The sequence below is a fragment of the Photobacterium kishitanii genome, from assembly GCF_000613045.3.
Classification (GTDB): Bacteria; Pseudomonadota; Gammaproteobacteria; order Enterobacterales; family Vibrionaceae; genus Photobacterium; species Photobacterium kishitanii.
This window is the reverse complement of record NZ_LN794353.1, coordinates 258,163-282,679: the sequence shown is the minus strand read 5'-3', so window position 1 is coordinate 282,679 and position 24,517 is coordinate 258,163. Positions and strand designations below refer to the sequence as shown.

22 protein-coding genes are annotated in these 24,517 nt (G+C 37.6%); 10 read left to right on the top strand and 12 right to left on the bottom strand.

Annotated elements, in window-relative coordinates; translation table 11 throughout:
- Positions 1–139: 139 nt before the first annotated feature.
- Together PPBDW_RS16570 and PPBDW_RS16565 are read left to right on the top strand one after the other, a co-directional pair.
- Positions 140–1,990 carry a beta-ketoacyl synthase gene (locus PPBDW_RS16570; protein ID WP_036790491.1) on the top strand — a complete coding sequence of 617 codons (1,851 nt, stop codon included), beginning with the start codon at positions 140–142 and terminating at the stop codon, positions 1,988–1,990.
- 64 nt (positions 1,991–2,054) lie between these two features.
- Positions 2,055–3,074 carry an HAD family hydrolase gene (locus PPBDW_RS16565; protein WP_230850357.1) on the top strand — a complete coding sequence of 340 codons (1,020 nt, stop codon included), beginning with the start codon at positions 2,055–2,057 and terminating at the stop codon, positions 3,072–3,074.
- A 100-nt stretch (positions 3,075–3,174) separates the two neighbouring features.
- Here the strand turns inward: PPBDW_RS16565 and PPBDW_RS16560 are convergent, their stop codons facing one another.
- Together PPBDW_RS16560 and PPBDW_RS16555 are read right to left on the bottom strand one after the other, a co-directional pair.
- Entirely contained in the window at positions 3,175–4,473 is a 1,299-nt protein-coding gene (locus tag PPBDW_RS16560) for a DEAD/DEAH box helicase (RefSeq protein ID WP_036790487.1), read from the bottom strand.
- A 194-nt stretch (positions 4,474–4,667) separates the two neighbouring features.
- The gene (locus tag PPBDW_RS16555; RefSeq protein ID WP_036792783.1) at positions 4,668–6,314 is read right to left on the bottom strand and encodes an ABC-ATPase domain-containing protein; all 1,647 of its coding nucleotides are present in this window, start codon (positions 6,312–6,314) and stop codon (positions 4,668–4,670) included.
- A gap of 599 nt (positions 6,315–6,913) precedes the next feature.
- Between PPBDW_RS16555 and PPBDW_RS16550 the strand changes: the two genes are divergently transcribed.
- Both PPBDW_RS16550 and PPBDW_RS16545 read left to right on the top strand, forming a co-directional pair.
- Positions 6,914–7,804: a phosphotransferase gene (locus tag PPBDW_RS16550; protein WP_036790485.1), complete on the top strand. Its 891-nt coding sequence runs from the start codon at positions 6,914–6,916 to the stop codon at positions 7,802–7,804.
- A 96-nt stretch (positions 7,805–7,900) separates the two neighbouring features.
- Positions 7,901–8,596, top strand: coding sequence for a putative ATP-dependent zinc protease (locus tag PPBDW_RS16545; protein WP_054262139.1), 696 nt, complete (start codon positions 7,901–7,903; stop codon positions 8,594–8,596).
- A gap of 83 nt (positions 8,597–8,679) precedes the next feature.
- On the opposite strand, the gene PPBDW_RS16540 is transcribed toward PPBDW_RS16545, so the two are convergent.
- The 5 genes from PPBDW_RS16540 to PPBDW_RS16520 all read right to left on the bottom strand — a co-directional run bounded on the left by PPBDW_RS16540 (position 8,680) and on the right by PPBDW_RS16520 (position 13,222).
- Positions 8,680–9,504, bottom strand: a complete 825-nt coding sequence (locus PPBDW_RS16540; protein WP_201257794.1) for a DUF2797 domain-containing protein — start codon at positions 9,502–9,504, stop codon at positions 8,680–8,682.
- Between the two features lie 381 nt (positions 9,505–9,885).
- Positions 9,886–10,827 (bottom strand): amino acid ABC transporter permease, encoded by a 942-nt coding sequence (locus tag PPBDW_RS16535; protein ID WP_036790481.1) that lies wholly within the window; start codon positions 10,825–10,827, stop codon positions 9,886–9,888.
- Positions 10,828–10,829: 2 nt separating this feature from the next.
- Complete coding sequence (locus tag PPBDW_RS16530; RefSeq protein ID WP_036790479.1) at positions 10,830–11,645, bottom strand: transporter substrate-binding domain-containing protein; 816 nt, start codon at positions 11,643–11,645, stop codon at positions 10,830–10,832.
- Positions 11,646–11,673: 28 nt separating this feature from the next.
- Positions 11,674–12,474, bottom strand: a complete 801-nt coding sequence (locus tag PPBDW_RS16525; protein ID WP_036790478.1) for an amino acid ABC transporter permease — start codon at positions 12,472–12,474, stop codon at positions 11,674–11,676.
- Positions 12,475–12,484: 10 nt separating this feature from the next.
- Positions 12,485–13,222, bottom strand: a complete 738-nt coding sequence (locus tag PPBDW_RS16520; RefSeq protein ID WP_036790476.1) for an amino acid ABC transporter ATP-binding protein — start codon at positions 13,220–13,222, stop codon at positions 12,485–12,487.
- A gap of 451 nt (positions 13,223–13,673) precedes the next feature.
- Here PPBDW_RS16520 and aroG point away from each other — a divergent pair, with 451 nt between their 5' ends.
- A complete protein-coding gene (aroG, locus tag PPBDW_RS16515; RefSeq protein ID WP_036792778.1) occupies positions 13,674–14,726 on the top strand; it encodes a 3-deoxy-7-phosphoheptulonate synthase AroG in 1,053 nt (350 codons plus the stop codon).
- Between the two features lie 73 nt (positions 14,727–14,799).
- Here the strand turns inward: aroG and PPBDW_RS16510 are convergent, their stop codons facing one another.
- Positions 14,800–14,982 carry a hypothetical protein gene (locus tag PPBDW_RS16510; RefSeq protein ID WP_036790475.1) on the bottom strand — a complete coding sequence of 61 codons (183 nt, stop codon included), beginning with the start codon at positions 14,980–14,982 and terminating at the stop codon, positions 14,800–14,802.
- 253 nt (positions 14,983–15,235) lie between these two features.
- On the opposite strand from PPBDW_RS16510, the gene PPBDW_RS16505 reads away from it, so the two are divergent.
- Entirely contained in the window at positions 15,236–15,730 is a 495-nt protein-coding gene (locus PPBDW_RS16505; protein WP_036790474.1) for a hypothetical protein, read from the top strand.
- 12 nt (positions 15,731–15,742) lie between these two features.
- On the opposite strand, the gene PPBDW_RS16500 is transcribed toward PPBDW_RS16505, so the two are convergent.
- Entirely contained in the window at positions 15,743–17,167 is a 1,425-nt protein-coding gene (locus PPBDW_RS16500; protein WP_156312907.1) for a hypothetical protein, read from the bottom strand.
- A gap of 200 nt (positions 17,168–17,367) precedes the next feature.
- Between PPBDW_RS16500 and PPBDW_RS16495 the strand changes: the two genes are divergently transcribed.
- Positions 17,368–17,691 carry a DUF1840 domain-containing protein gene (locus PPBDW_RS16495; protein ID WP_036790472.1) on the top strand — a complete coding sequence of 108 codons (324 nt, stop codon included), beginning with the start codon at positions 17,368–17,370 and terminating at the stop codon, positions 17,689–17,691.
- Between the two features lie 20 nt (positions 17,692–17,711).
- Here PPBDW_RS16495 and PPBDW_RS16490 read toward each other — a convergent pair whose 3' ends face one another.
- Positions 17,712–18,329, bottom strand: coding sequence for a DJ-1/PfpI family protein (locus PPBDW_RS16490; protein WP_036790470.1), 618 nt, complete (start codon positions 18,327–18,329; stop codon positions 17,712–17,714).
- A 185-nt stretch (positions 18,330–18,514) separates the two neighbouring features.
- Between PPBDW_RS16490 and PPBDW_RS16485 the strand changes: the two genes are divergently transcribed.
- Entirely contained in the window at positions 18,515–18,718 is a 204-nt protein-coding gene (locus PPBDW_RS16485) for a DUF2986 domain-containing protein (protein ID WP_036790469.1), read from the top strand.
- Between the two features lie 165 nt (positions 18,719–18,883).
- Positions 18,884–20,338: a DEAD/DEAH box helicase gene (locus PPBDW_RS16480; protein WP_036790467.1), complete on the top strand. Its 1,455-nt coding sequence runs from the start codon at positions 18,884–18,886 to the stop codon at positions 20,336–20,338.
- Between the two features lie 109 nt (positions 20,339–20,447).
- Here PPBDW_RS16480 and PPBDW_RS16475 read toward each other — a convergent pair whose 3' ends face one another.
- The gene (locus PPBDW_RS16475; protein WP_230850358.1) at positions 20,448–21,494 is read right to left on the bottom strand and encodes an endonuclease/exonuclease/phosphatase family protein; all 1,047 of its coding nucleotides are present in this window, start codon (positions 21,492–21,494) and stop codon (positions 20,448–20,450) included.
- A 121-nt stretch (positions 21,495–21,615) separates the two neighbouring features.
- A complete protein-coding gene (locus tag PPBDW_RS16470) occupies positions 21,616–22,230 on the bottom strand; it encodes a 3'-5' exonuclease (protein WP_036790465.1) in 615 nt (204 codons plus the stop codon).
- 233 nt (positions 22,231–22,463) lie between these two features.
- On the opposite strand from PPBDW_RS16470, the gene mrdA reads away from it, so the two are divergent.
- Positions 22,464–24,473, top strand: a complete 2,010-nt coding sequence (mrdA, locus tag PPBDW_RS16465) for a penicillin-binding protein 2 (RefSeq protein ID WP_036790462.1) — start codon at positions 22,464–22,466, stop codon at positions 24,471–24,473.
- Positions 24,474–24,517 lie beyond the last annotated feature (44 nt).

The window sequence follows — 24,517 nt, the reverse complement described above, 5'->3', positions numbered from 1 at the left end:
CAAAAAACACTCGCTAGTGTAATGTTTTTGTAAGTTTGGCTGGAATGTAAGTGATTTTGGCATAAACATAGAATGAATCACAAGTTAATACTGATATTCTCATTTCAACGGTGTATTAAATCGATTTCAGGATATTAAAATGGCAAAGTTACCGCTAATTGTTGGTTTAGGTGGCATTAATGCCGCTGGTCGTAGTTCTGGCTTTCATAGCTACAAACTTATGATTGCTGATGTGCTATCTGAAGACGCAATGCAATCAACATGGCAAGATCTCGCTCGCCGCATGGGGTTGAGTGACGATGGTGCGATTACCGAAGATATTATTACTGCAATTAAAGCGGGCACTTGTGTGCGTCGTATTGATTCTTTTGATCCTGACAATTTGTTATATCAATATAAAGCGAATCTTAATGCAGCCGATGATCAGATCACGTTTACTTTACGTAAATCTAAACTACCCAATCATATTCCGACTAACTGGCAAGTTGATATTCAAGGCGCAAAAGCGGTAATTACTGTAAATGGTAATCTTGATGCGCTAGTTGAAGGTCGAGTTGCTTTTCCTGTTTCTAGTGGCGGTAATATTCCAACGGGTTTTGATCCAAGTAAATTATATAATTCTCGTTTTCATCCTCGTGGTTTATCACTAACAGTATATGGTGCTTCAGATGCACTTAACTCATTAGGTTTTGAGTGGGATGAAGTATTACGTCATATTCAGCCCGATGAAGTATCAGTGTACGCAGGAAGCGGTTTAGCTCAAATTGATGATAATTCGTTGGGTGGCATGATTTCAGCGCACCTTACTGGTGGACGTGTTAGTTCAAAGATGATGGCATTATCTTTTGCAGAAATGCCGGCAGATTTTATTAATGGCTATGTCATCAATAGTATTGGCGCAACAGGTACGAATATGGGGGCGTGTGCCACTTTCCTATATAACCTACGTCAAGGTATGCATGATATTCAGCACGGTAAAGCGAAAGTTGTGATTGTCGGTAATGCAGAAGCACCAGTAGAGCCTGAAATAATGGAAGGCTTTCGAGTGATGGGCGCATTAGCAGAAGATGAGCAACTTAAGGCGCTTGATGGTATTGATACCGTCGATAATCGTCGAGCTTGTCGCCCATTCTCATCAAATGCTGGATTCACTATGGCTGAATCGGCGCAGTTTGTGGTGTTAATGGATGATGAATTAGCACTTAAACTAGGCGCTAATATTTATGGTTCAGTGGCTGACGTGTTTATTAATGCTGATGCCAATAAAAAGTCGATTTCAGCGCCAGGTGTTGGTAATTATGTCACGGTAGCTAAAGCAGCCGCATTAGCTAAAGCAATTCTTGGCGAAGAGGGTGTGAAGCAGACATTTGTGCAAGCGCATGGAACGGGTACACCACAAAACCGAGTGACAGAAAGCCATATTCTTAATGAAGTTGCGAAAACGTTTGGTATTGATAGTTGGCCTGTCGCCGCGATCAAATCTTATGTGGGTCATTCAATGAGTGCGGCAGCAGGTGATCAATTAATCGCGTCTTTAGGTGTGTGGCAGTATGGCTGGTTGCCAGCGATTAATACCATTGATCATATTGCTGATGATGTTCATCACTCAAATCTTAATATTCTAACGCAGCACACTTATGCGGGTGAATGCGGTCAAGATTACAAAGCGGTTATTCTTAATGCAAAAGGTTTTGGGGGGAATAATGCATCGGGTTTGGTGTTATCTCCTCAACAAACAGTATCAATGCTAACGGCGAAATATGGTATTGAGGCTATGTCTGCTTACAGTGCACGTAATCAAGCGATTAAAGCGGTTACAGCGCAAAATGATACTAATGCGTGTCAAGGGCAAGAAACCATTCGCTATCAGTTTGGTGAGGCGGTTATGGATGAGAATTCAGTTACCATAACGACAGATGCGATTAAGTTATCTGAATTTGAACACGCGATTATGCTTAATAGTGTTAACCCTTACGCAGAATACAACTAGAATAAGAACAGCAGGTTATATTGACCTGCTTTTTATTATGACTAAGATCAAGGATTATAGGTTTGTGACTAGAAAAAAAATGGTGGCAATATGGGTTGGTGTAGCCAGTTTACTCGCAGCTTCAACATCGGCTTATAGTGCAACATGCGCTAATAGTGGAGATGTTTTACCATTATGGAATAATAGTGCTAGCCGCAGTGCTATAACCCAGTTTGTTAATGAAGTGACGACTGTAGGCAATTCCGACTATGTTAAACCTAGTGCACGTATTGCTGTATTAGATAACGACGGTACTTTGTGGCCTGAAAAACCAACTTATACGCAGTTTTTGTTTGCTTTTAGTCAAATTAAGCATGAAAGTGCGCAGCATCCTGAGTGGAAAACAGAAACACCGTATAAGTGGGTATTAGATAACAATACGAAAGCAATCTTTGCGAAAGGCTGGGGGGCATTATTGCCTATTTTAGCCACGTCGCAAGCAGGACTTACACCCGAGCAATATAATAAAGACGTATTAAATTGGCTCTCAACGGCGCAGTCACCACGTTTTAAACGTCCATACACAGACTTAGTTTATCAACCGATGATTGAGTTAATTGATTACTTACATGCACATAAATTTAAGGTGTTTATCGTAACGGGTGCTGGTGGCGCATTTATCAAGCCATGGAGTGAGGCTATTTATCATATTCCAGCTGAAAATGTGATTGGTACTGCGTTTGGTTATACTTATAAGGACGGTACACTGATTAAAAACAATAAGTTGGTGTACATTGATGACGGCCCACAAAAAGCGATCAATATTGCGACAATCATTGGTAAGCGTCCTATTCTTGCCGTTGGTAATTCTACTGGCGATAAAGCGATGCTGTCATGGACAACTTCTCAAAAAGGTGCAAGTTTAGGGATGTTGATTCATCACACCGATGCGGAACGTGAATGGCAATATGGTGCTGATTCTTTTGAAGGTAAATTTACCCCTGCATTGATGCAAGCTGCAAAACAGCACCAATGGCAAGTGGTTGATATGAAAAAAGATTGGTGCCAGATTTTTCCGACCAAAGCTGAGCGTCGTGCGTTGTAGTTATTGATGTGATGCACGTTATGGTTAATATATAATAAAAAAGCCGAGTAAGATAAGTATCTTAACTCGGCTTTTTTAATACTTAAAGCATCCGTCTACATTACTTCTTCAAACGGGTGATTTTAGTTGCTTTACTGCTAATCGCTTTACGTAAACGTGCACGACGTTCAGCAGCTGATTGGTCTTGCGTTGGGTTATTTTGACGTCCAGCACGATCACGGTAAGCCGCTTTGGTGTTCATACGCTCAACTAACGCTTCACGGCTCTTTGGCTCGTAACCTTCCAATTGTACGCGGTGAATACGTTGATTAATCAAACGCTCGATTTGAACTAACGTTAGTTCTTCTTCGCGGCTAACAAATGAGATTGCATTACCTTTTTGTCCTGCACGACCTGTACGACCAATACGGTGAACATAGTCTTCAGCAAGGAATGGCATGTCGTAGTTAACAACATACGGTAAGTTTTGAATGTCTAAACCACGCGCTGCAACTTCTGTCGCAACCATTACACGTGCTTTACCTTCTTTAAACTCTTCTAATGCTCGGCGACGCGCACTCTGAGCTTTATCACCATGGCAAAGAACCGCTTTAATACCATCCAGCTTTAATTCTTTAACCAGTTGATTAGCTGTGTCTTTGTAATTAACAAAAACCAATACTTGTGGCCAGTTTTTCTTACCAATTAATTCAGATAGCATTTCACGTTTGCGATCTTCATCAACAGGGTATACCACGTGAGCAACCGTCGAAGCGGTGCTGTTTTCAGGTGTAACTGTAATACGCTGTGGTTTACGTAGAATATCAGCCGCTAATGCATTCATCTGTGCCGAAGAAGTAGCAGAGAACAGCATAGTTTGTGGTTTAGTGCGGATATCTTCTAGGATAACGCGGATAGCACCGATAAAGCCCATATCAAGCATACGGTCAGCTTCATCAAACACTAAAAATTCTAGGTTAGCTAATGAAACGTTATTTTGTTCCATATGCTCAATTAAACGGCCTGGTGTTGCGACAAGAATATCAACACCTTGCTCTAGGCGTTTTTCTTGAGATGACATTTTTTTGCCACCGAAAACAGCCGTACAATTGATATTAGTATATTTTGCGTAGTCGTTAATATTAACCGAGATTTGCTCTGCTAGTTCACGGGTTGGTGCAAGGATCAATGCACGAACATTAAAACGACTTTTTGGTGTTGGTTTTTCAAGTAGCTTTTGAATAATAGGTAGTGAGAAGGCTGCTGTTTTGCCTGTACCTGTTTGCGCTAAAGCTAAAATATCAGCGCCACGTCGTGCTTGAGGAATGGCTTTTTGCTGAATAGGGGTTAATTTCTCGTAACCAATTTCAGTTAATGCTTTAACGAGATCGGGAGAAAAACCTTGGGATAAAAATGACATGCTGTGTTCCTAAACTGTCGGCCTATGCCGATTACATTCATAAACTAATGATTGTGGTTAGTTTATGAATGTAATCTGCGAATAAAATGACCGCGTATTATAGTTGATTGTAGCTTATTGCGCTACTGTATCCTGAATTAACATAAACCCCGCATTATGCGGGGTTTAGAGAATAACAGTGGTTACGGTAAAGCTTATTTAAATTCAGCTTTACGCATACGGTTTAATACTGCCATTACCTCTATTACGCGAGGTTTAGCCATTTCACCGTATTTAGGCATCATATCAGCCCAATTTTCGTGCAACATATTGGCAAATGCGCGGCTAGGGTTTTTCTCCCAACCTTTAGTTTGCGCAAGTTGGAACCATAAGTAACCAATAGCTAATAGTTGGCTTGAGTGAGCAATTTGCTCTAATGCTTGCAAGTCAATGTATTCACGACCAAAACGTAGTGATGTTTTGTCTTTAACTTGAATACGGAACTTGCCTTCTTCCAACATTGCTTGCAATGCACTGCGGTTTATTTGACGCGTACGAGGATGAACAATAACTTCTGTTCCTTCTTGCTTGCGACGAGTTGGATGAGAAGCAACAACGGCACGTGCTTTTTCTGTTACATCAACAGCATCATAGTTATGCATTTGAATAACAGTATCAGCTACATCAAGGTAGTCACCAGAACCACCCATTACCAACATAACGGAGATATTGTGTTGATCGCGTAATAGTGCAATGCGGTCAACTAATGGGGTAATTGGCTCATCTTCTTTACAGATCAATGCTTGCATACGCTCATCACGGATCATGAAGTTAGACGCTGATGTATCTTCATCAATTAATAAAGCTTCTGCACCAGCCTCAATTGATTCTTGTAACCATGATGCTTGTGAGGTTGAACCCGAAGCATTCTGGCTACTAAACGCCGTTGTATCTTTGCCCATAGGTAAATTGCTGATGTAAGGTGATAAGTCAACATTGTGAACGCAACGACCATCTTCAGCACGAATTTTAGCTGCGGCATCATTCGTTACAACGTATTCACGACCATCGCCAGGAACATGATCATATACAGAACGTTCAATGGCACTAAGCAGTGTTGATTTTCCGTGGAAGCCACCGCCAACAATCAGTGTAATCCCTTCTGGAATACCCATGCCGCGGATCTTACCTTTGTGCGGTGCTTCTAATTCCACCGCTAAGTTATCAGGGCTTAGGAATGGAATGGCATCTGGTAGTGGCAAATCACTGTTACCTGCAATACGAGGTAATAAGCTGCCATCTGCGACAAAGGCTAATAATTTATGTTGTTTTAGCTGGCTACGTAGCGCAACTTGATCTTCAACTGCTTCACAGTGACGTTGTAACTCATCCATTGGTAATTCACGTGCAATAGTCGCACGACGAATCATCTTCGGTAAATAGAATGTCAGTAGATTTAGCGCTTTTTTTGCAATAATAGTACGGCCATCAGATGGCATATTAATGCGGAAACGTAATTCAATACCTTCGTCATCAAATACAACAGAGGTACGATCTAGAATTGTTTGTCCTGGCATGTCAATCAAGACAGCATTGTCTTGCTGTGATAAATCAGCAAAGAAACGTGCGATAAAATCACGAGCTGCACGTTGGTAATCAGTCGATTTTCCACGTAGCCATTCAAGGTCGGTTAATGACCAAGCGCGACGAGCACGAACGCGAGAAGCGGGTGCAAAGGGATCCGACTGAACGGTATCGATAAAAAAGTCGAAATCAACAAAGTGATATTCACCGCGCATACTTGAATAGCTACGGTAGTTATGACGGTCAATTTTATGGAGTTTGGCTTCGAGTAATTGCATATCGCCCCGATATCGTTCGTTATTAAATACAGAGCGCATAATGAGGTCGGCTCTGGTCGCTGGATATTACACTAAACACTGGCTTTTGGCATGAAAACTTTAGCTAGGTCACAAAAAACAGCTAAAAAAACAGTCTTCTTTCAACATTGATAACGGTGTGAATGTAAAGTCATTTTATATGTGTACAAAAAAACAGGATTCGATTGAATAGTTACAAAGCTAAGTGTTTTTTTATTATCGATTAAGTGTTTGATAGATAATCAATACTACGCATGCCTTTTAAGTATCAATATGCCTTGTATCTATATGTGTTTCGGCTTGTTTTTGTATGTTATAGATTAGTTATTTTTATATAAATAAATTGAACAGTTTAGAACTCTAAATTATCACCGAAAAAAAGTGATTATTAGCACTAAAAATGAAATTGTAAGTAAAGGTAAACTATTTTCGTCTTTTCTATCCCTCAATACTGGTTATCTTTGCTGTTATGATGCATTCTTAAAACATAAAACAACGAAAAGTCATGTAAAACCAATGATTTATTCCAAATAGGTATAAATGCTCTGTGTTGTGTGACAATGATTATCAAGGTAGTAAATATGAATAAGCCCCAGCTGAAAACCATTGCCGAGAATGCGTTTATTGCAATGTTTCGTCGCAAAGCTGATGTGTGTGATATTCAGGAAACCTTTTATGGTTGGGTAGTTTTTCTTGCCTCAGGGAAGTCGAAAATTGTCGTTAAATTTTCACGTGAAGTAGGTCGCATTGGAAAAGAAGTCGCAAGCTTAGAGCAGTTGCGTAAAATTGTGTCATGTCCTGTACCTGAGATTTATTTTTTTGGTAGAGAGGGTGGCTATGACTATATCGTTTTAGATTGGTTAGAAGGTGTATCTGCACACCAATTACCTGAAGATTCTAAAGCTGTGATGACATTTAGAGAAGATTATACTGATATTTTATTAGCGCTCCATGAGCACCAGCACCCACAAGGGTTTGAACTTTCAAATGGCGAATTTAGTCAAAGCTTGGGCTCAGCATTTGATGATTGGATGGGAAGTGTATATCACTACCTAATGAGTGTTGGTTCACCATTTAGTACGGATCTTAAAGATAAATTTACCGTTCTTTGGGAAGATAGAACCAAAATATTAGCCCCGATTGCGCATGAGTCATCGTCTTTTGTTCATGATGATTGCCATATCGCTAATGTGTTATTTGATCCTACTACTTTTAAGGTTGCTGGCCTGTTAGATCCCTGTGATAGTGGTTTCAAGCATCGAGAGCTTGATGTCATTCATTTATTTGATGTACGTAGTGATTTGCATATTGCTGAGCGTTATCTCGAAAAAAGTCACTTAGATGATGGTTTTGAAGAGCGCCGTCATTTTTTCAGTTTATGGGATGATGCTAAACATAGCCGTAATATGGGTTGGTATAATGAGCAATGGCTAACAAATAAATTTTCATTATATGAGTCAGCAGTACAATAACGATGTCCTATGATGTCACATAATTATTTGGCATAACGTTAAACCACGTATTATGGTTAGTTATGGCTTGTAGAATCGTAAGGGAAGATATAATTTATGAAGAAAACAGCAGTTGGCTTATTGGCCTTGTTTCTTTTTGGGTGTGCCCAACAGCCATCAATAAATGATAAATCACAATCTACAGTTCCGGTAGCGAGTCCAGTAGTAAAACCATTGGTGTTTGCTCCTATGATGACGGCCGCTGAAATGAAAGCAGCCTCACAAGCTCAAACTATTGCAGCTGAAAAAAAAGCACATAAAATAAAAAAGCAGGCTTTAGTTAAAACTGATGTGACAACCGATAAAATTACTGCTTCAACGGCATCTAAAAAGCAGACTAGTACTCATAATAAATTAACGAAAACTAAAGATGGGATGTTAGTTTTAGGACATCATGAATGGGTACTTATATTATCTGGTAAAAAACATATTTCTGCCTATGTTGATCCTAAATCATCAACATCCCGAGTTGGTGTTAAAGATTTAGTTGAGTTTGAGCGTGATGGTGATAATTGGGTAAAGTTTATTTTTCAAGGTAAACAATACGAATATCCTGTCGAAGCTTGGTCGAAAGCTGATGATAAAACACGTTTACCGATGGTGTTATTACGAACAAAACTTGGTGATCGTAATGATGAAGTCGAATATCAACTGATAGATGGTGGTAATGGGGTTGTGTTAGGTGAGAATTTTATGCGTGATGTTGCTGTACAAAACAATCAACGTAAATATATTCAACCAAGAGCTAAATAACCTTTACTCCAACTAAGCGATATAAGAAACGGCATTGATCTTATTAAAGATCAATGCCGTTTTTCGTTATAGATTACTATATTTTATTCAGCCACTATAATTTCATAGCTGCTAAATTTTCGAATATTAATTACGCCAGTATCGAACAATAAATATTGACCCTTGATACCTTCAAGAATACCACTGACGACTGGTTCCTTATCAAAATTGTGTGATGCTATTTTTGTTGGAAAGTGATCAACAGGATAATGAATATCGACAATATCATTATCTAAATATTCGATAGCATCTTCACCAAATTCAGCCGTTATCTCTGCAAGTCTTTGTTTTACTTCTGGTAGTAATAATTGAGCTTGTTGTTGCAAGTCAATATCGACATTATTACCTTTTAGCATGGTGCGCCAATTCGTTTTATCAGCAACCATCTCAGCTATCGCGACTTCAACTAAGCCTGAGATTTGGCGAGTTTTTACTTTTAATACTGCTAGCGCTTGTGTTGCACCTTGATCAATCCAGCGAGTAGGGAGCTGGGTATAGCGAGTAATACCGACTTTTAGTGCTGAAGTATTAGAAAGATAAACATAGTGAGGTACCATGCAGTTATCCTCTCCCCATTGTGGTTCGCGACAAGTCCCTTTCGCATAATGGCAAGTCTCTGGTTTCATGATACACATATCACAACTTGCGAGTTTTTTCATACAGGGAAAGCAGTGGCCTTGCGAATAACTCTTTTTCGTTTTTTTACCACATGAACAACAGAAGATATTGCCGGTATGGGTGAGAGTTAATTGTTTACCAATCAATGGATTCAGGTGAAGTTGTTGATCGCCAATCGGGAGGTAGTAATCTACCACTTCTCCAAGCGATGATTTCATTTTACTCAGTGTACCTTGCATGCTTGTGCTCACAGTTAAATTTTTGTTGTGAGTGTATCAGTGATTTGTATTAAGACCCAAATATCTTACGATGTACAATGCGTGTTTTTTGAACAGACAATCGGTAGGCATTTTCATACCGTTATATAAATATTCGCTATAATTAAATTAATATACATTGATTGCAGGAGGGGCATATCATGAAAAATAAAATTAAAAGGCTATTAATGGCCTATATAAAAATAGTCAGCAGTAAAAAGCTGTTTAATATATATAAATGACTTCATTATTAGATACTAATTACGATGATTATATATTTGATAATTGTATTAATATAAAGCAGTTTAAAATATGAGATATGAAATACAATAAAACCCAAGAATAAACACTATTCTTGGGTTTTATATGATTTGTTTATCGCTGCTGTAAATAACGTGAACTATATTTTTCTAGCTTTCTGAAAAGTAATGATAAGCTAAAGCATAATATAAAGTATACCGCGCCAACGATGAGCCAAATTTCAAAAATAAAGCCGGATGAGTTAGCGATTTCTGAACCGGTAAATGTCATTTCTTGTATAGATATCAATGATATAATTGATGAGTCTTTTACAATAGAAATAAATTGTCCAGCAAGTGTTGGTACAATGGCAGCGAATGCTTGTGGAAATATCACAAATCGAAAACGGCTATATGTTGATAGTCCTAATGAATCCGCAGCTTCCCATTGTCCTTTGCTAATTGTATCTATTCCAGATCGAATAATCTCAGCAATATAGGCTGCAGCAATGAGTCCGACACACAGAACACCTGAGAATAAATTTTCCCACAAATTATTATGACCAAATAGGACTATTTGTAGGATATTTTCCTGACCATTATAGTGGCGGAATAAATTACTTAATCCAAGTAATGGAATTAATTGATTGGAAATGAAAAAGTAAAAGATGAATACAAAAACTAGTGGCGGTATATTGCGTACTAGTTGAATATAGCTACTGGAAATTAGCTTGATTATTTTAAATGATGAACGATGTGCTAGAGCAAGTAATAAACCAAATATTGCAGCAAAAATCATTCCCCATATACTGACACGAATAGTACTAATGATACCTTTTATAAAATAAGGTAGACCTCCATCGTGACCGCTAGTAAATACGAGCTTAAGTGCTTGATGCCAATGCCAGTGATAGTGAATACCAATCGATGAACGATAAGCTAACCAGCCAATAAAGCAGCCAATAATGATGAGTAAAGTAACATCAAGTTTATTTAGCTTAAAATTAAAGCGACGGCCCGCAGGCGGGGGAGAACCCGCCTGTGGTGTATTGTTACATGACGTTTTAGCGACAGTCATTATTATTTAGTCTCGTTGACCTGATTTTGCCAGTTCATAGTTTTAAACCAGTACTGATAGCGTTCATTTAACCAACCATCTTCAGTACGTACCTGAATCCAGTTATTTAAGAAGTTTAGTAAATTAAAATCACCCTGACGAATAGCAAATCCAGTCGCGTAACGTGTCAGTGGTTTTTTAAATGGCATAAATAAGCTGTCTGGATTTTTAAGGACCATTTGTTCTGGCGTTGGTGTCGAAGCTAGTGCGGCTTGAGCATTGCCATTTAGCACTTCTTGGAAAGCCTGAGTCTCATCATCAAACTGACGTAGTTTTGCTTTCGGGAATAGTTTACGAGCCGTTTGAACAGGGTAAGCACCACTACGAACAGCTATTGTTACACTACGTTTGTTATAGTCTGCAATAGTCGTCATTTTTGATGCGAGTTTTTTGTTAGCAACCATTTGAACGGCAGAATAAGAATATGGATGAGTAAAAAGAACACTCATGTTACGTTCAGGTGTAATGGTTAAACCACCGATAATGACATCAAATTTTCCTGCTAATAGTGCAGGAATAATTCCATCCCAAGCGGTTGGTACAAATTCAATTTTTAAACCAGCATCAGCGGCTAAACGTTTAGCCACATCGACTTCAAAACCAATTAAATCACCTTGCTTATCACGCATAGCCCAAGGAACAAATGTCGATAAACCGACTCGTAATGTGCCGCTTTCCTTGATTTGTTGTAGAGCATTATTATCGTCTGCCGCAAAGGCATTGTTAGCCCCTAATAGGCAAGTAAAAACGGTAAGTAATACCGCAATAAAGCGTTTCATAGCTTTCTCCATCGATGTACGTATAAATTTAGTGATTAGGAATATTTAAGCGGCGTTCTAGCCAAATTGCTAATGCTGATAATGTTAAGGTTATGCAGAGATAGATTGCTGCCACAGTAAACCAAACTTCAAATGGCATCGCTGTGTCTGCAACAATATTTCGTCCTTCTGTCGTTAAATCAAATATAGCCATAATACTGACAATAGAAGAGTTTTTTACTAAAGACACCGCCTCATTTGTAAGTGGTGGGATAATTTTTCTAAACATCTGTGGAATAACAACAAATCGATAACTATCAATTTGAGATAATCCTAAGCTTTCTGCTGCTTCAAGTTGGCCTCGTGGAATACCTTGTAATCCTGCTCGGAAGATTTCGGCACTGTATGCGCCTTGAAATAAGGATAACGCTAGGATTGCCGTCGTTGTACGGTCAATACCTAATACTGGACCAAAGACGAAATATAATAAGTAGATTTGCACGAGTAATGGTGTACTACGAATAACTTCAATATATCCACGAGCAAGACTACGACCAACGATAGAATCTGACATACGTAATAGCGCGGTAATAAAACCGATCACAACCGTACAGACTAAACTGATCCCTGATATTTTCAGAGTAACTATTAAGCCTTCAATTAATTCGCCTGGATACCATTGGCCATCCTCGTAAAACCACAGGTGCTCAGGAATACGATACCATTGCCAGTGATAATGCATTGCTTTTGCGCCGCTGCTCAGTAGCCACATGATAATTGAAGCTACGCAAATCACTTGTAACGTGATAGCAATAAAATTAGGGATTCGAGATCGTGTATCTTGGGTCATTATTTTGATCTCAATAGCTAAGAATATTTTCGAGAAATTGTTGTGTGCGCTGGTGCTGAGGATGATCAAACAGTTGCGCTGGAGTTGCCATTTCCACAATCTCTCCTTGATCCATAAACACAACCCGATCAGCAACTTGACGTGCAAATCCCATTTCATGGGTTACACACACCATTGTTATACCATCATCTGCAAGTTCTTTCATTACATCAAGGACTTCACGGATCATTTCAGGATCAAGCGCTGATGTTGGCTCATCAAAGAGCAAAATATTAGGTTTCATGCATAAGGAACGAGCGATTGCGACACGTTGCTGTTGTCCTCCAGAAAGTTGTCCTGGAAATTTGTCGGCTTGATGGCCAATATGCACCCGTTCTAAAAAGTTACGAGCTAAACGTTCCGCATCAGCTTTTGACATTTTTAATGCTCGACGAGGTGCTAATGTAAGGTTATCTAAAACAGTCATATGCGGAAATAAATTGAAATGCTGAAACACCATGCCAACTTGACCTCGTATTGCATGAAGTTCTTTATTGTTTAATGAATGTCCAGCAACAGTGATTTCACCATGATTATATTTTTCCAAACCATTTATACAACGAATGAGTGTTGATTTTCCTGATCCTGATGGTCCACAAATGACCAGTCTTTCACCTTTTGCAATAGAAAGATTAATATCTTTTAATGCATGGTAATGGCCATACCATTTGTCAACATTATTAAATGTGATTATATTTTTTTCAGACAATGCAGTATCCCTTAAATGTAATTGACATATCTTTGTATTTTCTTTATTTATGTTTTTTTATGATTAAAGAATACATAACTATTGAAATTATATATCGGTCATTATCAATATTATTTTTAATAATATATTGACCATATGTATACCTTTCAAAGCATTATAGCTTTTATGGTAATTAGTTCTTATAAGTATATTTTACAGGCTTTCTATTCTCTGGTGTAATGATTATTTTGTGTTTTTAATATTTCCTGTTCATATGTTGTCAATTATACGCAGAATAACGCAATGTTTATAACTGAATGTCAGGATTCATTCAGATTTTGATGAAATAACAGTTTGCACTCTAAGTTTTTAAACGATAAGTTAAGCAAATGTATCAGATTAAAGATTATATGGTTATTTGTCTTTGCAGACTAATCACCATCTATTAAAAGGAATTATAGGGAATATGAGTATGCATAAAACGGATGATGTTCGAATTAATGAGATCAAAGAACTTTTACCACCGATTGCTGTTTTAGAAAAATTCCCTGCGTCGAATAAAGCAGCCGAAACTGTTTATGAATCACGTCAATCTATTCATAGAATTTTAAATGATGAAGATGATCGTTTATTGGTGATTGTTGGGCCTTGTTCAATTCATGATCCTGTGGCTGCATTAGAGTATGGTAAGAAACTAAAACAATTACGAGATGAGTTGAAAGACGATCTTGAAATTGTAATGCGGGTTTACTTTGAAAAGCCGCGTACAACCGTTGGCTGGAAAGGACTCATTAATGACCCGTATATGGACAATAGTTTTCAACTTAATGATGGTTTACGTATCGGACGAAAACTATTAGCAGATCTTACTGATTTAGGTTTGCCAACAGCAGGTGAATTTTTAGATATGATCACGCCTCAATATATGGGTGATCTTATTAGTTGGGGGGCGATTGGGGCTCGAACAACAGAATCACAAGTGCATCGTGAACTTGCATCAGGGCTTTCTTGTCCGGTTGGCTTTAAAAATGGTACTGATGGTAATATTAAAATTGCAACAGATGCTATTGGCTCAGCTAGCGCGCCCCATCATTTCTTATCTGTAACTAAATATGGCCATTCAGCGATTGTTGCAACCGCGGGTAATGAAGATTGTCATATTATATTACGTGGTGGTAAAGCACCTAATTATGGCGCTGATGACGTTAATAAAATTATGCAGCAGCTTGTTGATGCTGGTTTGCGTAATAAATTAATGATTGATTTCAGTCATGCTAATAGTTCAAAGCAGTATCAACGTCAGGTAGTTGTATCTGCGGATGTAGGGCAACAAATTGCTAATGGTAATAATGCTATTTTTGGTGTGATGATCGAAAGCCATTTAGTTGAAGGTCGTCAAGATATTGTTGATGGTGAAACACCAATGTATGGACAGAGTATTACTGATGCCTGCATTGGTTGGGACGATACTGACAAAGTATTACGACAACTTGCTAGTGATGTCAGAATTCGTCGTCAAAAATAGTTGGTTAATACTTTAAATCGCCATGATGTAACAGATTAAAAAAGCTCCTACTCATAATCAGTAGGAGCTTTTTTTATTGGTGGTATCTATAGCCATCATTAAACTCGATATCAAAATGTTCACCATAATTATGTTGATTGACTAAATGGTCATTAAAGGGGAATTGACAATAAATGCAATAATTACGATGTAATCCATTAATAATAAAAGCCTCAAAAATATCATGAGTGTCAGCAATGAGCGTTTTTTTATTCATAATGACTCCAGTGGGCTTATACCCAATAAGTAATATCATGAAAAGAAGTAGTTACTCATATAAGTGTACTTACTATTGCCGCTGGTATGGAAATAAATAATGAAAGATGTACAGTAAATAGGACACTATTTGTTATTATTATTTACTAAGGATACTGTTATTTCTTAAGTAGATTGTTAATAATTAGTTGAGTAATTTTGTATTTGTTTAAGACAGTGTTAATTGTCTTTTATCGTTGGCTAAGGAGAAGATCATGCGTAGCTTAAAATGGAAATTAACGGTAAATAGCATACTGATGTTTAGTTTTCTATCCAGTGTGTGTTTTAATTTTGCTTATGCCTACGATATAAACTCAGCATCATCAAGTGCGATTATGTCAACGCAAGCATACATTGATCATCAAACGAAAAGTTTACAGCCTGAGCAAAATATTGTGTATCACCCTACATTAGGTTATATGGATTATCAGCAAATTTGGTGTAATGATAATCAGCAATCAATAATGAGTAAGTATCAGCATTTTATTAGTAATGTGTGTGTAGAAAAGGGCGGTATTTTAACCAAAAATTGGTGTGCTCTTTCTGATACACGGCAACCGATTTTTTATACTTTTATTGCTAATTATGATTCGAGTTGTCATGGCAATCATGCAACTATCGTACACATTACTGAAATGATGCCTAATACAAACAATAATACTAATATAGCTAGAGAATGGATGAAAATAGCTCAAAGTTTAGGTTTTTAATTGATAGTTGAATTAAGTGTGAAACCATTGATTAAATAATTGTTGGCTAATAATTTGGTTTAGATTATATTTTATTGCGGTTGTATTTGGTGTATTTTTAGTGAAAGCGGTTGGCGGTGCTAAAACATTACGACCGTCATAAACAATACTGTAATTTTCATTTATATCAATAACTACTTTATAGTGTTTTGCCCGTATTTTAGGTAGGGTGAATGTACCGTTATCAGCTACAACAAAAGTGAGTGACTTAGGATATTCATTAAGTATTTTTGTAGCATATTCATTGGTGAACTTTTTAATTAAAACTCTATTGTTATAAAGTAATGAGAAATTAATGATAGGGTCTTTTACTTTCCCATTTATTAATAATGGCGTTAGTTTTGTATAAAAGTCAGGTGATGAGATGTTAATTTCATTATTGTTATCAAGTAGCGATTTATTAATATTATTTGTCATCGCAGCATTTAATTTTTTCAGATTTTTTAGTTGTGCATCAATAGTATTACAAGGTTTTTTCTCGGCGTTAAGAGTACGTTTTATCGCTAAGTTATTAGTAGCTATGACTAAATCTTTTTGTAAATAACTATCGAAAACTTGCTTATTATAATTAGATGCGAAATAACCATTGAGTTGTAGCATTGTATCCCATAAATTCGGAACATGTTTATCGAAAATAGTGGTCACTTGTTGCTGGTATTTCGTTGGTACATTGGCAATTAATTCGGCATTATTATAATAAATACAAGCATGAGGCGATGGAAAAGTAACTTGTTGGTAAGAGCCTAAGTATTTTGAACAATTAACGGTGCGATGTGCTCTATATTTAAACTTAATATCTGAAATTAGGTCAAAGATAAGGCTATCATTTAACTGAAGTTTACGTAGATCATCTGTTAGATCTCGACGTAGTTTTGTATAATAGTTTTGTTTTTCTTTTATAGCATTTTTTATCATCGCAACATTTTCAATATGTTGTTTTTCATCCATTTTCATGATTGATAAACGTGTATTTATTGATGCTATTGCCTGTTGGTAATAATTTAACTTATTGGTGATATCAGTTTGAAGTTTTCTTTTTAAACTATTTACTTCAATCATGTTATTTTTATATATTAAGGCACTATTATTCAGTGAGTTAATGAAAACATCAGAATCATTAATGTGTGCTTGATTGAATAGGTAAATTAGATTGTGAATATCTTCAAGATAATGTGGATTAGATAACCAATCAGAATTAATTAATGATCTAGATGCATTTTTAAGATTTTTGAAATCTACTGGTATGTTAAAAGGACTACAGGTATCAGTAATAATGAATCCTTGTTGATCTTGAGACGAAATAATTTCTGGTTTAATGTTAAATGAAGAGTAATCAATATGACTATCTTTATCACAGCCTGTAATTATACATAATAAAAGAAGAGAAAAATTACCCAAGATGTTCATTATAAGAATGTTACATTTACCTAAACAATGTTTTCAATTGTACCAGCATCATTTACATATACAAGTGCGTGCTTAATATATATTGCTATTTGTGCGTAATTATTTATGTAATGCGATATTAATGTAATGAAAAGTGATTGTGTGGTTAAATATGTAAACAATGGGTAAGTATTTAAAAATTGGAGATAATAATGTTAGTAACATTTAGTAGTAAAGATCATGGCAATGTAACTATGTTTGGCGATATAGCTCAGTCATTAATTACCATGATGGGGTTTTCAACCAAGGTACCAGGGGCAATAAGAGCCGAAGATGTTGCTAGTGCTCTTGTGAATTTAGAAAAAAATATTGAATTAGTAAAACAGCAGCAAATTTCACATCAAGATGCGCAACAAGCTATTGATGATGAGGATGACGAAAAAGAACCAGAAATTGGTATTGCTGTTCGTGCTGTACCTTTGATTGATTTGCTTAAGTCGGCTACCGCAGTAAAAAGTTATGTAATGTGGGAGTAGGGTTCTTTATTTTGGCTCAATTATTTTATTAAATGTAATGGTGCAAACGGGTCATCATTAGGATCATTTAACCATAAGTATTCAGTGTCAGCTGCAATACGACGAGCGATAGCATCACCGTGTTGAAGGCCAATAATGGCAAGTGACATATCAATACTTGCAGAGCAACCTGATGCTGTAAATATGTTGTTACTATGCACCCAGCGAGCAGATGTTTGCCATTGAATATCGCGACCGAATTGGCTTACCCAGTCAAGATATTTTTGCATCGTCGTTGCTTTGCCATTGTTAAGTAGGCCAGCGTTGGCAAGTAATGCCGCACCTGTAGAAGTAGAGCATATAATATTTTGTTGCGGTGCTACTTTTTTTAACCATGTTAAAATTGTTTCATTGTGAGTGGCAAACCTAACGCCAACACCACCAGGAACAATCAAAATGCCAGTCGAAATTGTGTCATTAAAACTTAACATGGGTTGAAGACTTATTCCTTGAGTGCTTGTAACGTGTTGACCGTCTACCGTGATAATTTGTAATTGATAATGTTCGGGTAATAAACCAAACATATTTAGTGGGCCTAATGCATCGAGAAGTTCAAATTGCTCAAAAAGTAATACAGTTACAGTTTGTCGTTCGGACATTGTATATACCTTAATAATGAATTTGATGTTATTAGTAATAGTCGAATTAGTTATGTTTGATTGTGTTGTAGATGATAATTGGGCTTTTATAATTGCATTATGAGGATAATGCTTGTTATTCAGCTGCGAATGATTACAATCAGCCCCCTGTTTAAAAATGGCTCAAAATATCAACTGACACGATTATGAATAGAAAGAAAAAAATTAACGAAACGCTAAAAAAGAGAATGAAGAAGGCGAATGCTAAGCTTAATAAAAGCACTAAGCCTCGTTATATTTCTAAAGCAGAACGTGCCAAGCTTGATGCAGAAGCCGCACTGGTTGCTGAGACTACAGATGTTGTATCTGATGCTATTGCCGATGCTGAGACTGAGTCTGACGCTAAATAATAGTAAAAAAATATCCACCTTATATCTTAAACAGAAATATGATTTTGGTCGTTTTTCTGTTTTTTCGCATCATGCCTATGAATATTTATAGGACGATTGCCTGCTTATCAGTAGATGAGCAATCTACTACGCTATTATGCGTTTAATTTATACAAGAGAGATGCTATGAGTTTTGCCTCTTTAGGCCTATCCGCCCCAATTCTTGAAGCCGTTGCTAAGCAAGGCTACGAAAAACCATCCCCAATTCAAGCGCAAGCAATTCCGGCTATTCTGGAAGGCAAGGATGTCATGGCGGCGGCACAAACGGGTACAGGCAAAACAGCAGGTTTTACATTGCCGCTACTAGAAAAATTATCTGGTGGCCGACCTGCTCGTTCAAATCATATTCGTGCACTTATCTTAACTCCAACGCGTGAGCTTGCAGCTCAAGTTGGTGAGAATGTTGCAAAATATAGCAAAAATTTGCCAATTAATTCAGCAGTTGTATTTGGTGGTGTGAAAGCCAATCCACAAATGGTTCGTTTACGTCAAGGTGCTGATGTTTTAGTTGCCACGCCTGGTCGTTTGATGGATTTACACAGTCAGAATGCGGTTAAATTCCGTGATGTTGAAATTTTAGTGTTGGATGAAGCTGACCGTATGTTAGATATGGGCTTTATTCGTGATATTCGTAAAATTTTAGCGTTATTACCAAAGCAGCGCCAAAATTTACTATTTTCAGCGACGTTCTCTGATGACATTCGTGCGCTTGCTAAAGGCTTAGTTAATAATCCTGTAGAGATTGATGTTAATCCACGCAACCAAACTGCACCAACGGTTAAACAGTGGATTTTCCCTGTTGATCAAAAGAAAAAAGCAAATTTATTAACAAAACTGTTAAATGAGCGTAATTGGAAGCAAGTGTTAGTGTTTACTAAAACTAAACATGGTGCTAACCGATTAGCGACTCACTTAGAAAGCCGTGGTATTTCATCTGCTGCGATTCACGGTAATAAGAGCCAAGGCGCACGTACAAAAGCGCTTGCTAATTTTAAATCAGGCGAAGTTCGTGTACTTGTTGCAACGGATATTGCTGCTCGTGGTTTAGATATTGAACAATTACCACAAGTGGTTAACTTTGAATTACCGCATGTTGCTGAAGATTACGTTCACCGTATTGGTCGTACAGGCCGTGCAGGTTGCGTAGGTGAAGCTATTTCATTAGTTTGTGCTGATGAATTTGGTGATCTAATTGCGATTGAACGTATGACTAAGCAAATCTTAGAGCGTGAAATCGTTGAAGGTTTTGAACCATCGATTAAGCTTCCAGTATCAAGGTTGGATACGCGTCCATTAGTGGCTAAAAAGCCTAAGAAACCACAATCATTTACGGCTAATGGTGAAAAGCGTCCACGTTCTAATGGTAAGCCAACGACTCGTCGTAAACCAACGGCACGTAGTGATGATGCACCACGCGTGGAAGGTGCTAAGCCTGCACGTAAGCCTCGTCCTACTGATGCAAAACCTAAAGCAACAGATGGTAAGCCGTCTCGTCGTCATAATGATGAAAAGCCGAAGACTGATGGTCGTCGTAGTGCTCCTCAGCGTAATCGTAAGCCTGCAGCTGCAGCAGTAAATTAAAGTTGCGATTGTAGCTTTATGTAAACAGATTTAATAAACCTGTTTGATAAATAACCAGCGTGTGATGATTGTTCATTAGCGCTGGTTTTTTTAGCTAAAATTTTTGTGATTAGTTTCTTAGTGACAACGTCACACATGGGATTGCATGGTCGGTACTATAACCATCTTCGTCAAAACTACTGTTAATTAAATGCTTATCTTCGGTATGATAATCACTGACTTCAAACAATGAACCTAGGTATTGGGCATTAAACTCTTGTGATAATAAAATATAATCGAGAACTGAGGTTTTACTACCAAAATAATGAGTAGGTGAGCGAAGCAATGATACCTGTTCGGTATTTTGGGTAAATAAATCCCAACTATCATAAAGACGGTAATATCCAATTAAACGCTTAATATCACTGTCTGACATTCCAAAAACATTTCCTGCTATTAGTTGTTCTAAACATGAGCTTGAGAGTTCATCATTGAAATCTCCCATTAGTAACATAGGGCGCGTGCTTGATTCCCGTTGTTTCAGAATTGCCAATAATAATAAATTAGCTTCTGTACCACGTAGCATAGCTGATCCCCAACTGCCTAAACGTTGGCCTGCAAAACGAGATAATGCTGTCTCTGACGGCACGATAGTATCGGGAAGTGGATCATCAAATAATGAACGTTTTGATTTGAAATGCGTTACATAGCAATCGGTTAAACCAATATGTGGAATATCAATAGTGGCTCGTAATGGTTGACGGCTAAAATGAAATTCAGATAAACCTAATAATGAGGCAGCTTGTTGATCTGCAGAGACTGGCGCTATTTCAACAATAGGAAATTTGGATGCTATAGCGACGACAGGACTTCGATAGATGAAATCATCAATAACCGTTGGCGTGTCAACAACGGCATAATAAGGATAACCCGCACTTTCTAGTAATGTTTGTAGGCTTTCACTACTAAATACTTCTTGAAAACCAATAATATCCGGTTGATTTTTAGTGAGAAAGCGCGTGATCCATGCTTGTTTCTTATGCCATTGCTCAGTCGTGTAAATATTCTGAAAATCATAATAAGCCATAGGCGGTTCAAGATAATTTAATAAGTTAAAACTGGCAATTTTAACGGTAGGCAATGGCACTTCATAAGAAGGCTGATTAATGTTTGGCACACTACACTCTCAGTAAATATAGCCGAAGTGTATAACTTGGGCTTTATGATTACGCTAAATTATTGATATGCAGCATACCAGAGTGGCTCATTAATAACAGTGATGCTTTATTGTAACCAAACTAACTAAATAATTTATTGATATTCGCTTTAGGTGTTTTAGCAAATTTTTGCATTAATGAAAATGGTACATCGCTAATGCCATATTGCTGCTTCATATCATCAATCATTGCTAGCCATAAACGTGCTGTCATTTCGGAGTCCGCTAATGCTCGGTGAAATATGCCGTCATGGTGAATATGTTTGTATTCCACTAAAGTGCCTAGTTTATGGTTAGGAGCATGTTGATATAAACGTCGAGCAATAAGCATTGAACATGCAAACTGATCGCTATATTTTCGGCCTATCAATTCAAGTTCAGCATCAAGAAAACGCTGATCAAAAGATGCATTGTGAGCGACAAGATTAGCATCACCAATAAAATCAGCAAATTCGGCCATAACGTCTTCACAACAAGGGGCAGTGCGAAGCATATTATTATTGATGCCTGTATAGTTTTCGATAAAACTACTGATACGAAAGCCTGGGTTCATCAGTTGTTGGAAATGTGCTACAACATGACCATCTTCAAGTTTTACCGCACCAATTTCTATTGCGCGATCACCTTGTGCTGGTGAAAGGCCTGTGGTTTCAAAGTCGAGCACAATAACGCTATTTGCAGAACGAGAATTAATCATTTTTAGATCTTTAGCTTTAAGAAGAGCAGTATTGTAGCGTTATCCATTCAGTTGTAAATCGAAGACAATCAATTTTATTTGACTTTTAATGATGAAATTAGCATCAAATACATGCAGATTTATTATGTTTTAAATCTCTATAACAGATTATATTCCCATAAAGAATCAATACAGTGTTATTATTTATCCATTAGCGAACTCTCTCCTTTGATTACGAGCCTATTTACCGTTCTATGAAAAAACACCGCCAGCGTCAGATTCGCGATCATGAGCAAGAAAATGCTTTATTTGGTCGTCGAGCCATTCAAGCATTTATTGGTATTATTATTTTAACCTGTGTGTTAATTGCTAACCTTTATCATTTACAAGTACAAGATTATGGTGAGTATAAAGAACGCTCTAATCGCAATAGTATTAAACTGCTCCCAGTTGCGCCTAATCGTGGTCGTATTTATGATCGTAATGGGGTTATATTAGCGGACAATATTCCTGTTTGTTCGTTAGAAATAATCCCAGATAAAGTACAAAATTTGCCACAGGTGTTAATTCAACTTCAGAAGTTATTGGGTATCTCTGATCAAGATATTGCTGCGTTTAATAAAGCTAAATTACAAACACAAGCGTTTAAGCCTGTAACGCTAATTGCGCAGATGAATAATAAACAGGTTGCGGTATTTTCAGTTAATGAATTTGAATATCCAGGAGTCAATATTGATGCATATCTTGAGCGTTATTATCCTTACGGCGCATCGTTAACTCACTTGCTAGGTTATGTAGGTAAAATTAATGATCGTGATATTGCAGCTCTAAAAAAGAGTGGTAAATACGAGAATTATAAAGCGACCCGTACTATCGGTAAGCTGGGCATTGAGCATTATTATGAAGATCTGCTGCACGGTAAAACCGGTTATGAAACAGTTGAAGTAAATAGTCATGGTCGCGTTGTACGGACGTTATCTTATGTTCCGCCAGTAGCTGGTAAAGATTTAAAACTAACCATAGACATTAATCTACAACTTTATGCGCAAAAACTACTGACATTACAGCAGAAAGATCCCACTACGGGTTTAATGGTAACTAAAGTGCGTCGTGGTGCTATTGTTGCTATGAATCCTAAGAATGGGGCGATTTTAGCGATGGTTTCAAGCCCTAGTTATAATCCTAATTTATTTGTTAATGGTATTTCATCTAAAGCTTATGCAGCGTTATTAAATGATCCCGCACATCCATTAATTAATCGTGCCACATTGGGCTTATATCCACCGGGTTCGACCGTTAAACCTGAACTTGCGATAGCAGGATTAACAACTGGGGTAATTACGGTGAATACTATACGTAATGATCATGGCTGGTGGCGAATTCCTAATAGCAAAAGTCGTAAGTTTAGAGATGATAGAGTGCAAGGCTTTGATAATGTTGATATATATAAAGCGATTGAAGACTCCGTGAATACCTATTTTTATCAAGTGGCTTATGGCTTAGGTATTGATCGACTGTCAATGTGGATGACAAAATTTGGTTATGGCCAACATTCTGGAATTGATATAAACGAAGATTCAACGGGAAATATGCCTACTCGAGCATGGAAAATGGCACGTTTTCATCGGCCGTGGATGCAAGGTGATACCGTACCGTTAGGTATTGGTCAAGGCTATTGGACTGCGACCCCCATACAGATAGCGAAAGCAACGTCTGTGGTTGCTGAAGATGGTATTGAGCATCGACCTCATTTATTGAAAGATATTATTGATGGGAAAACGCAACAACCCGTCACGTTTGCTGATTTCAAGCCGTTATCATCGGTTCCTCAAAAAGATTGGGCGATCATTAAAAAGGGCATGGAGTTGGTAGTTGAAAAAGGAACTGCCAGAAAAATGTTCCAAAATATGAAGTTTCAAGTCGCGGGTAAAACGGGAACAAGTCAGGTGTATTCATTGACAGATACTGAGCATTACAATGCCAATGAAGTTACAGAACACTTTAAAGATCATGCATTATTTACCGGTTTTGCGCCTGCGGATGATCCAAGTATTTTAGTTACTGTGGTACTCGAACATGGCGGTTGGGGTTGGCATGCAGCACCATTTGCACGTGATATTATGGAGTATGTATTGCTGAAGCCGACATTACGCCCTCAAGCTGATGAGTTAGTACAACAACCGTCGCCATCACTTGCTGATTTAACTAAGATGTCCCCAGTGGCGACTACTACCGCAACATCTGCATCTGCGAAAGCGGATTAGACTTGGGATATTATTGCCGTGATGCCGATGTTTGGCTCACGGCT

What these genes read in the sequence shown, in the direction of transcription:
- PPBDW_RS16570 (WP_036790491.1), top strand. Translation starts at nt 140, where the DNA reads ATGGCAAAGTTACCGCTAATTGTTGGTTTAGGTGGCATTAATGCCGCT.
- PPBDW_RS16560 (WP_036790487.1), bottom strand. Translation starts at nt 4,473, where the DNA reads ATGTCATTTTTATCCCAAGGTTTTTCTCCCGATCTCGTTAAAGCATTA.
- PPBDW_RS16555 (WP_036792783.1), bottom strand. Translation starts at nt 6,314, where the DNA reads ATGCAATTACTCGAAGCCAAACTCCATAAAATTGACCGTCATAACTAC.
- PPBDW_RS16550 (WP_036790485.1), top strand. Translation starts at nt 6,914, where the DNA reads ATGAATAAGCCCCAGCTGAAAACCATTGCCGAGAATGCGTTTATTGCA.
- PPBDW_RS16545 (WP_054262139.1), top strand. Translation starts at nt 7,901, where the DNA reads ATGAAGAAAACAGCAGTTGGCTTATTGGCCTTGTTTCTTTTTGGGTGT.
- PPBDW_RS16535 (WP_036790481.1), bottom strand. Translation starts at nt 10,827, where the DNA reads ATGACTGTCGCTAAAACGTCATGTAACAATACACCACAGGCGGGTTCT.
- PPBDW_RS16530 (WP_036790479.1), bottom strand. Translation starts at nt 11,645, where the DNA reads ATGAAACGCTTTATTGCGGTATTACTTACCGTTTTTACTTGCCTATTA.
- PPBDW_RS16525 (WP_036790478.1), bottom strand. Translation starts at nt 12,474, where the DNA reads ATGACCCAAGATACACGATCTCGAATCCCTAATTTTATTGCTATCACG.
- aroG (WP_036792778.1), top strand. Translation starts at nt 13,674, where the DNA reads ATGCATAAAACGGATGATGTTCGAATTAATGAGATCAAAGAACTTTTA.
- PPBDW_RS16510 (WP_036790475.1), bottom strand. Translation starts at nt 14,982, where the DNA reads ATGAATAAAAAAACGCTCATTGCTGACACTCATGATATTTTTGAGGCT.
- PPBDW_RS16505 (WP_036790474.1), top strand. Translation starts at nt 15,236, where the DNA reads ATGCGTAGCTTAAAATGGAAATTAACGGTAAATAGCATACTGATGTTT.
- PPBDW_RS16495 (WP_036790472.1), top strand. Translation starts at nt 17,368, where the DNA reads ATGTTAGTAACATTTAGTAGTAAAGATCATGGCAATGTAACTATGTTT.
- PPBDW_RS16490 (WP_036790470.1), bottom strand. Translation starts at nt 18,329, where the DNA reads ATGTCCGAACGACAAACTGTAACTGTATTACTTTTTGAGCAATTTGAA.
- PPBDW_RS16485 (WP_036790469.1), top strand. Translation starts at nt 18,515, where the DNA reads ATGAATAGAAAGAAAAAAATTAACGAAACGCTAAAAAAGAGAATGAAG.
- PPBDW_RS16480 (WP_036790467.1), top strand. Translation starts at nt 18,884, where the DNA reads ATGAGTTTTGCCTCTTTAGGCCTATCCGCCCCAATTCTTGAAGCCGTT.
- PPBDW_RS16470 (WP_036790465.1), bottom strand. Translation starts at nt 22,230, where the DNA reads ATGATTAATTCTCGTTCTGCAAATAGCGTTATTGTGCTCGACTTTGAA.
- mrdA (WP_036790462.1), top strand. Translation starts at nt 22,464, where the DNA reads ATGAAAAAACACCGCCAGCGTCAGATTCGCGATCATGAGCAAGAAAAT.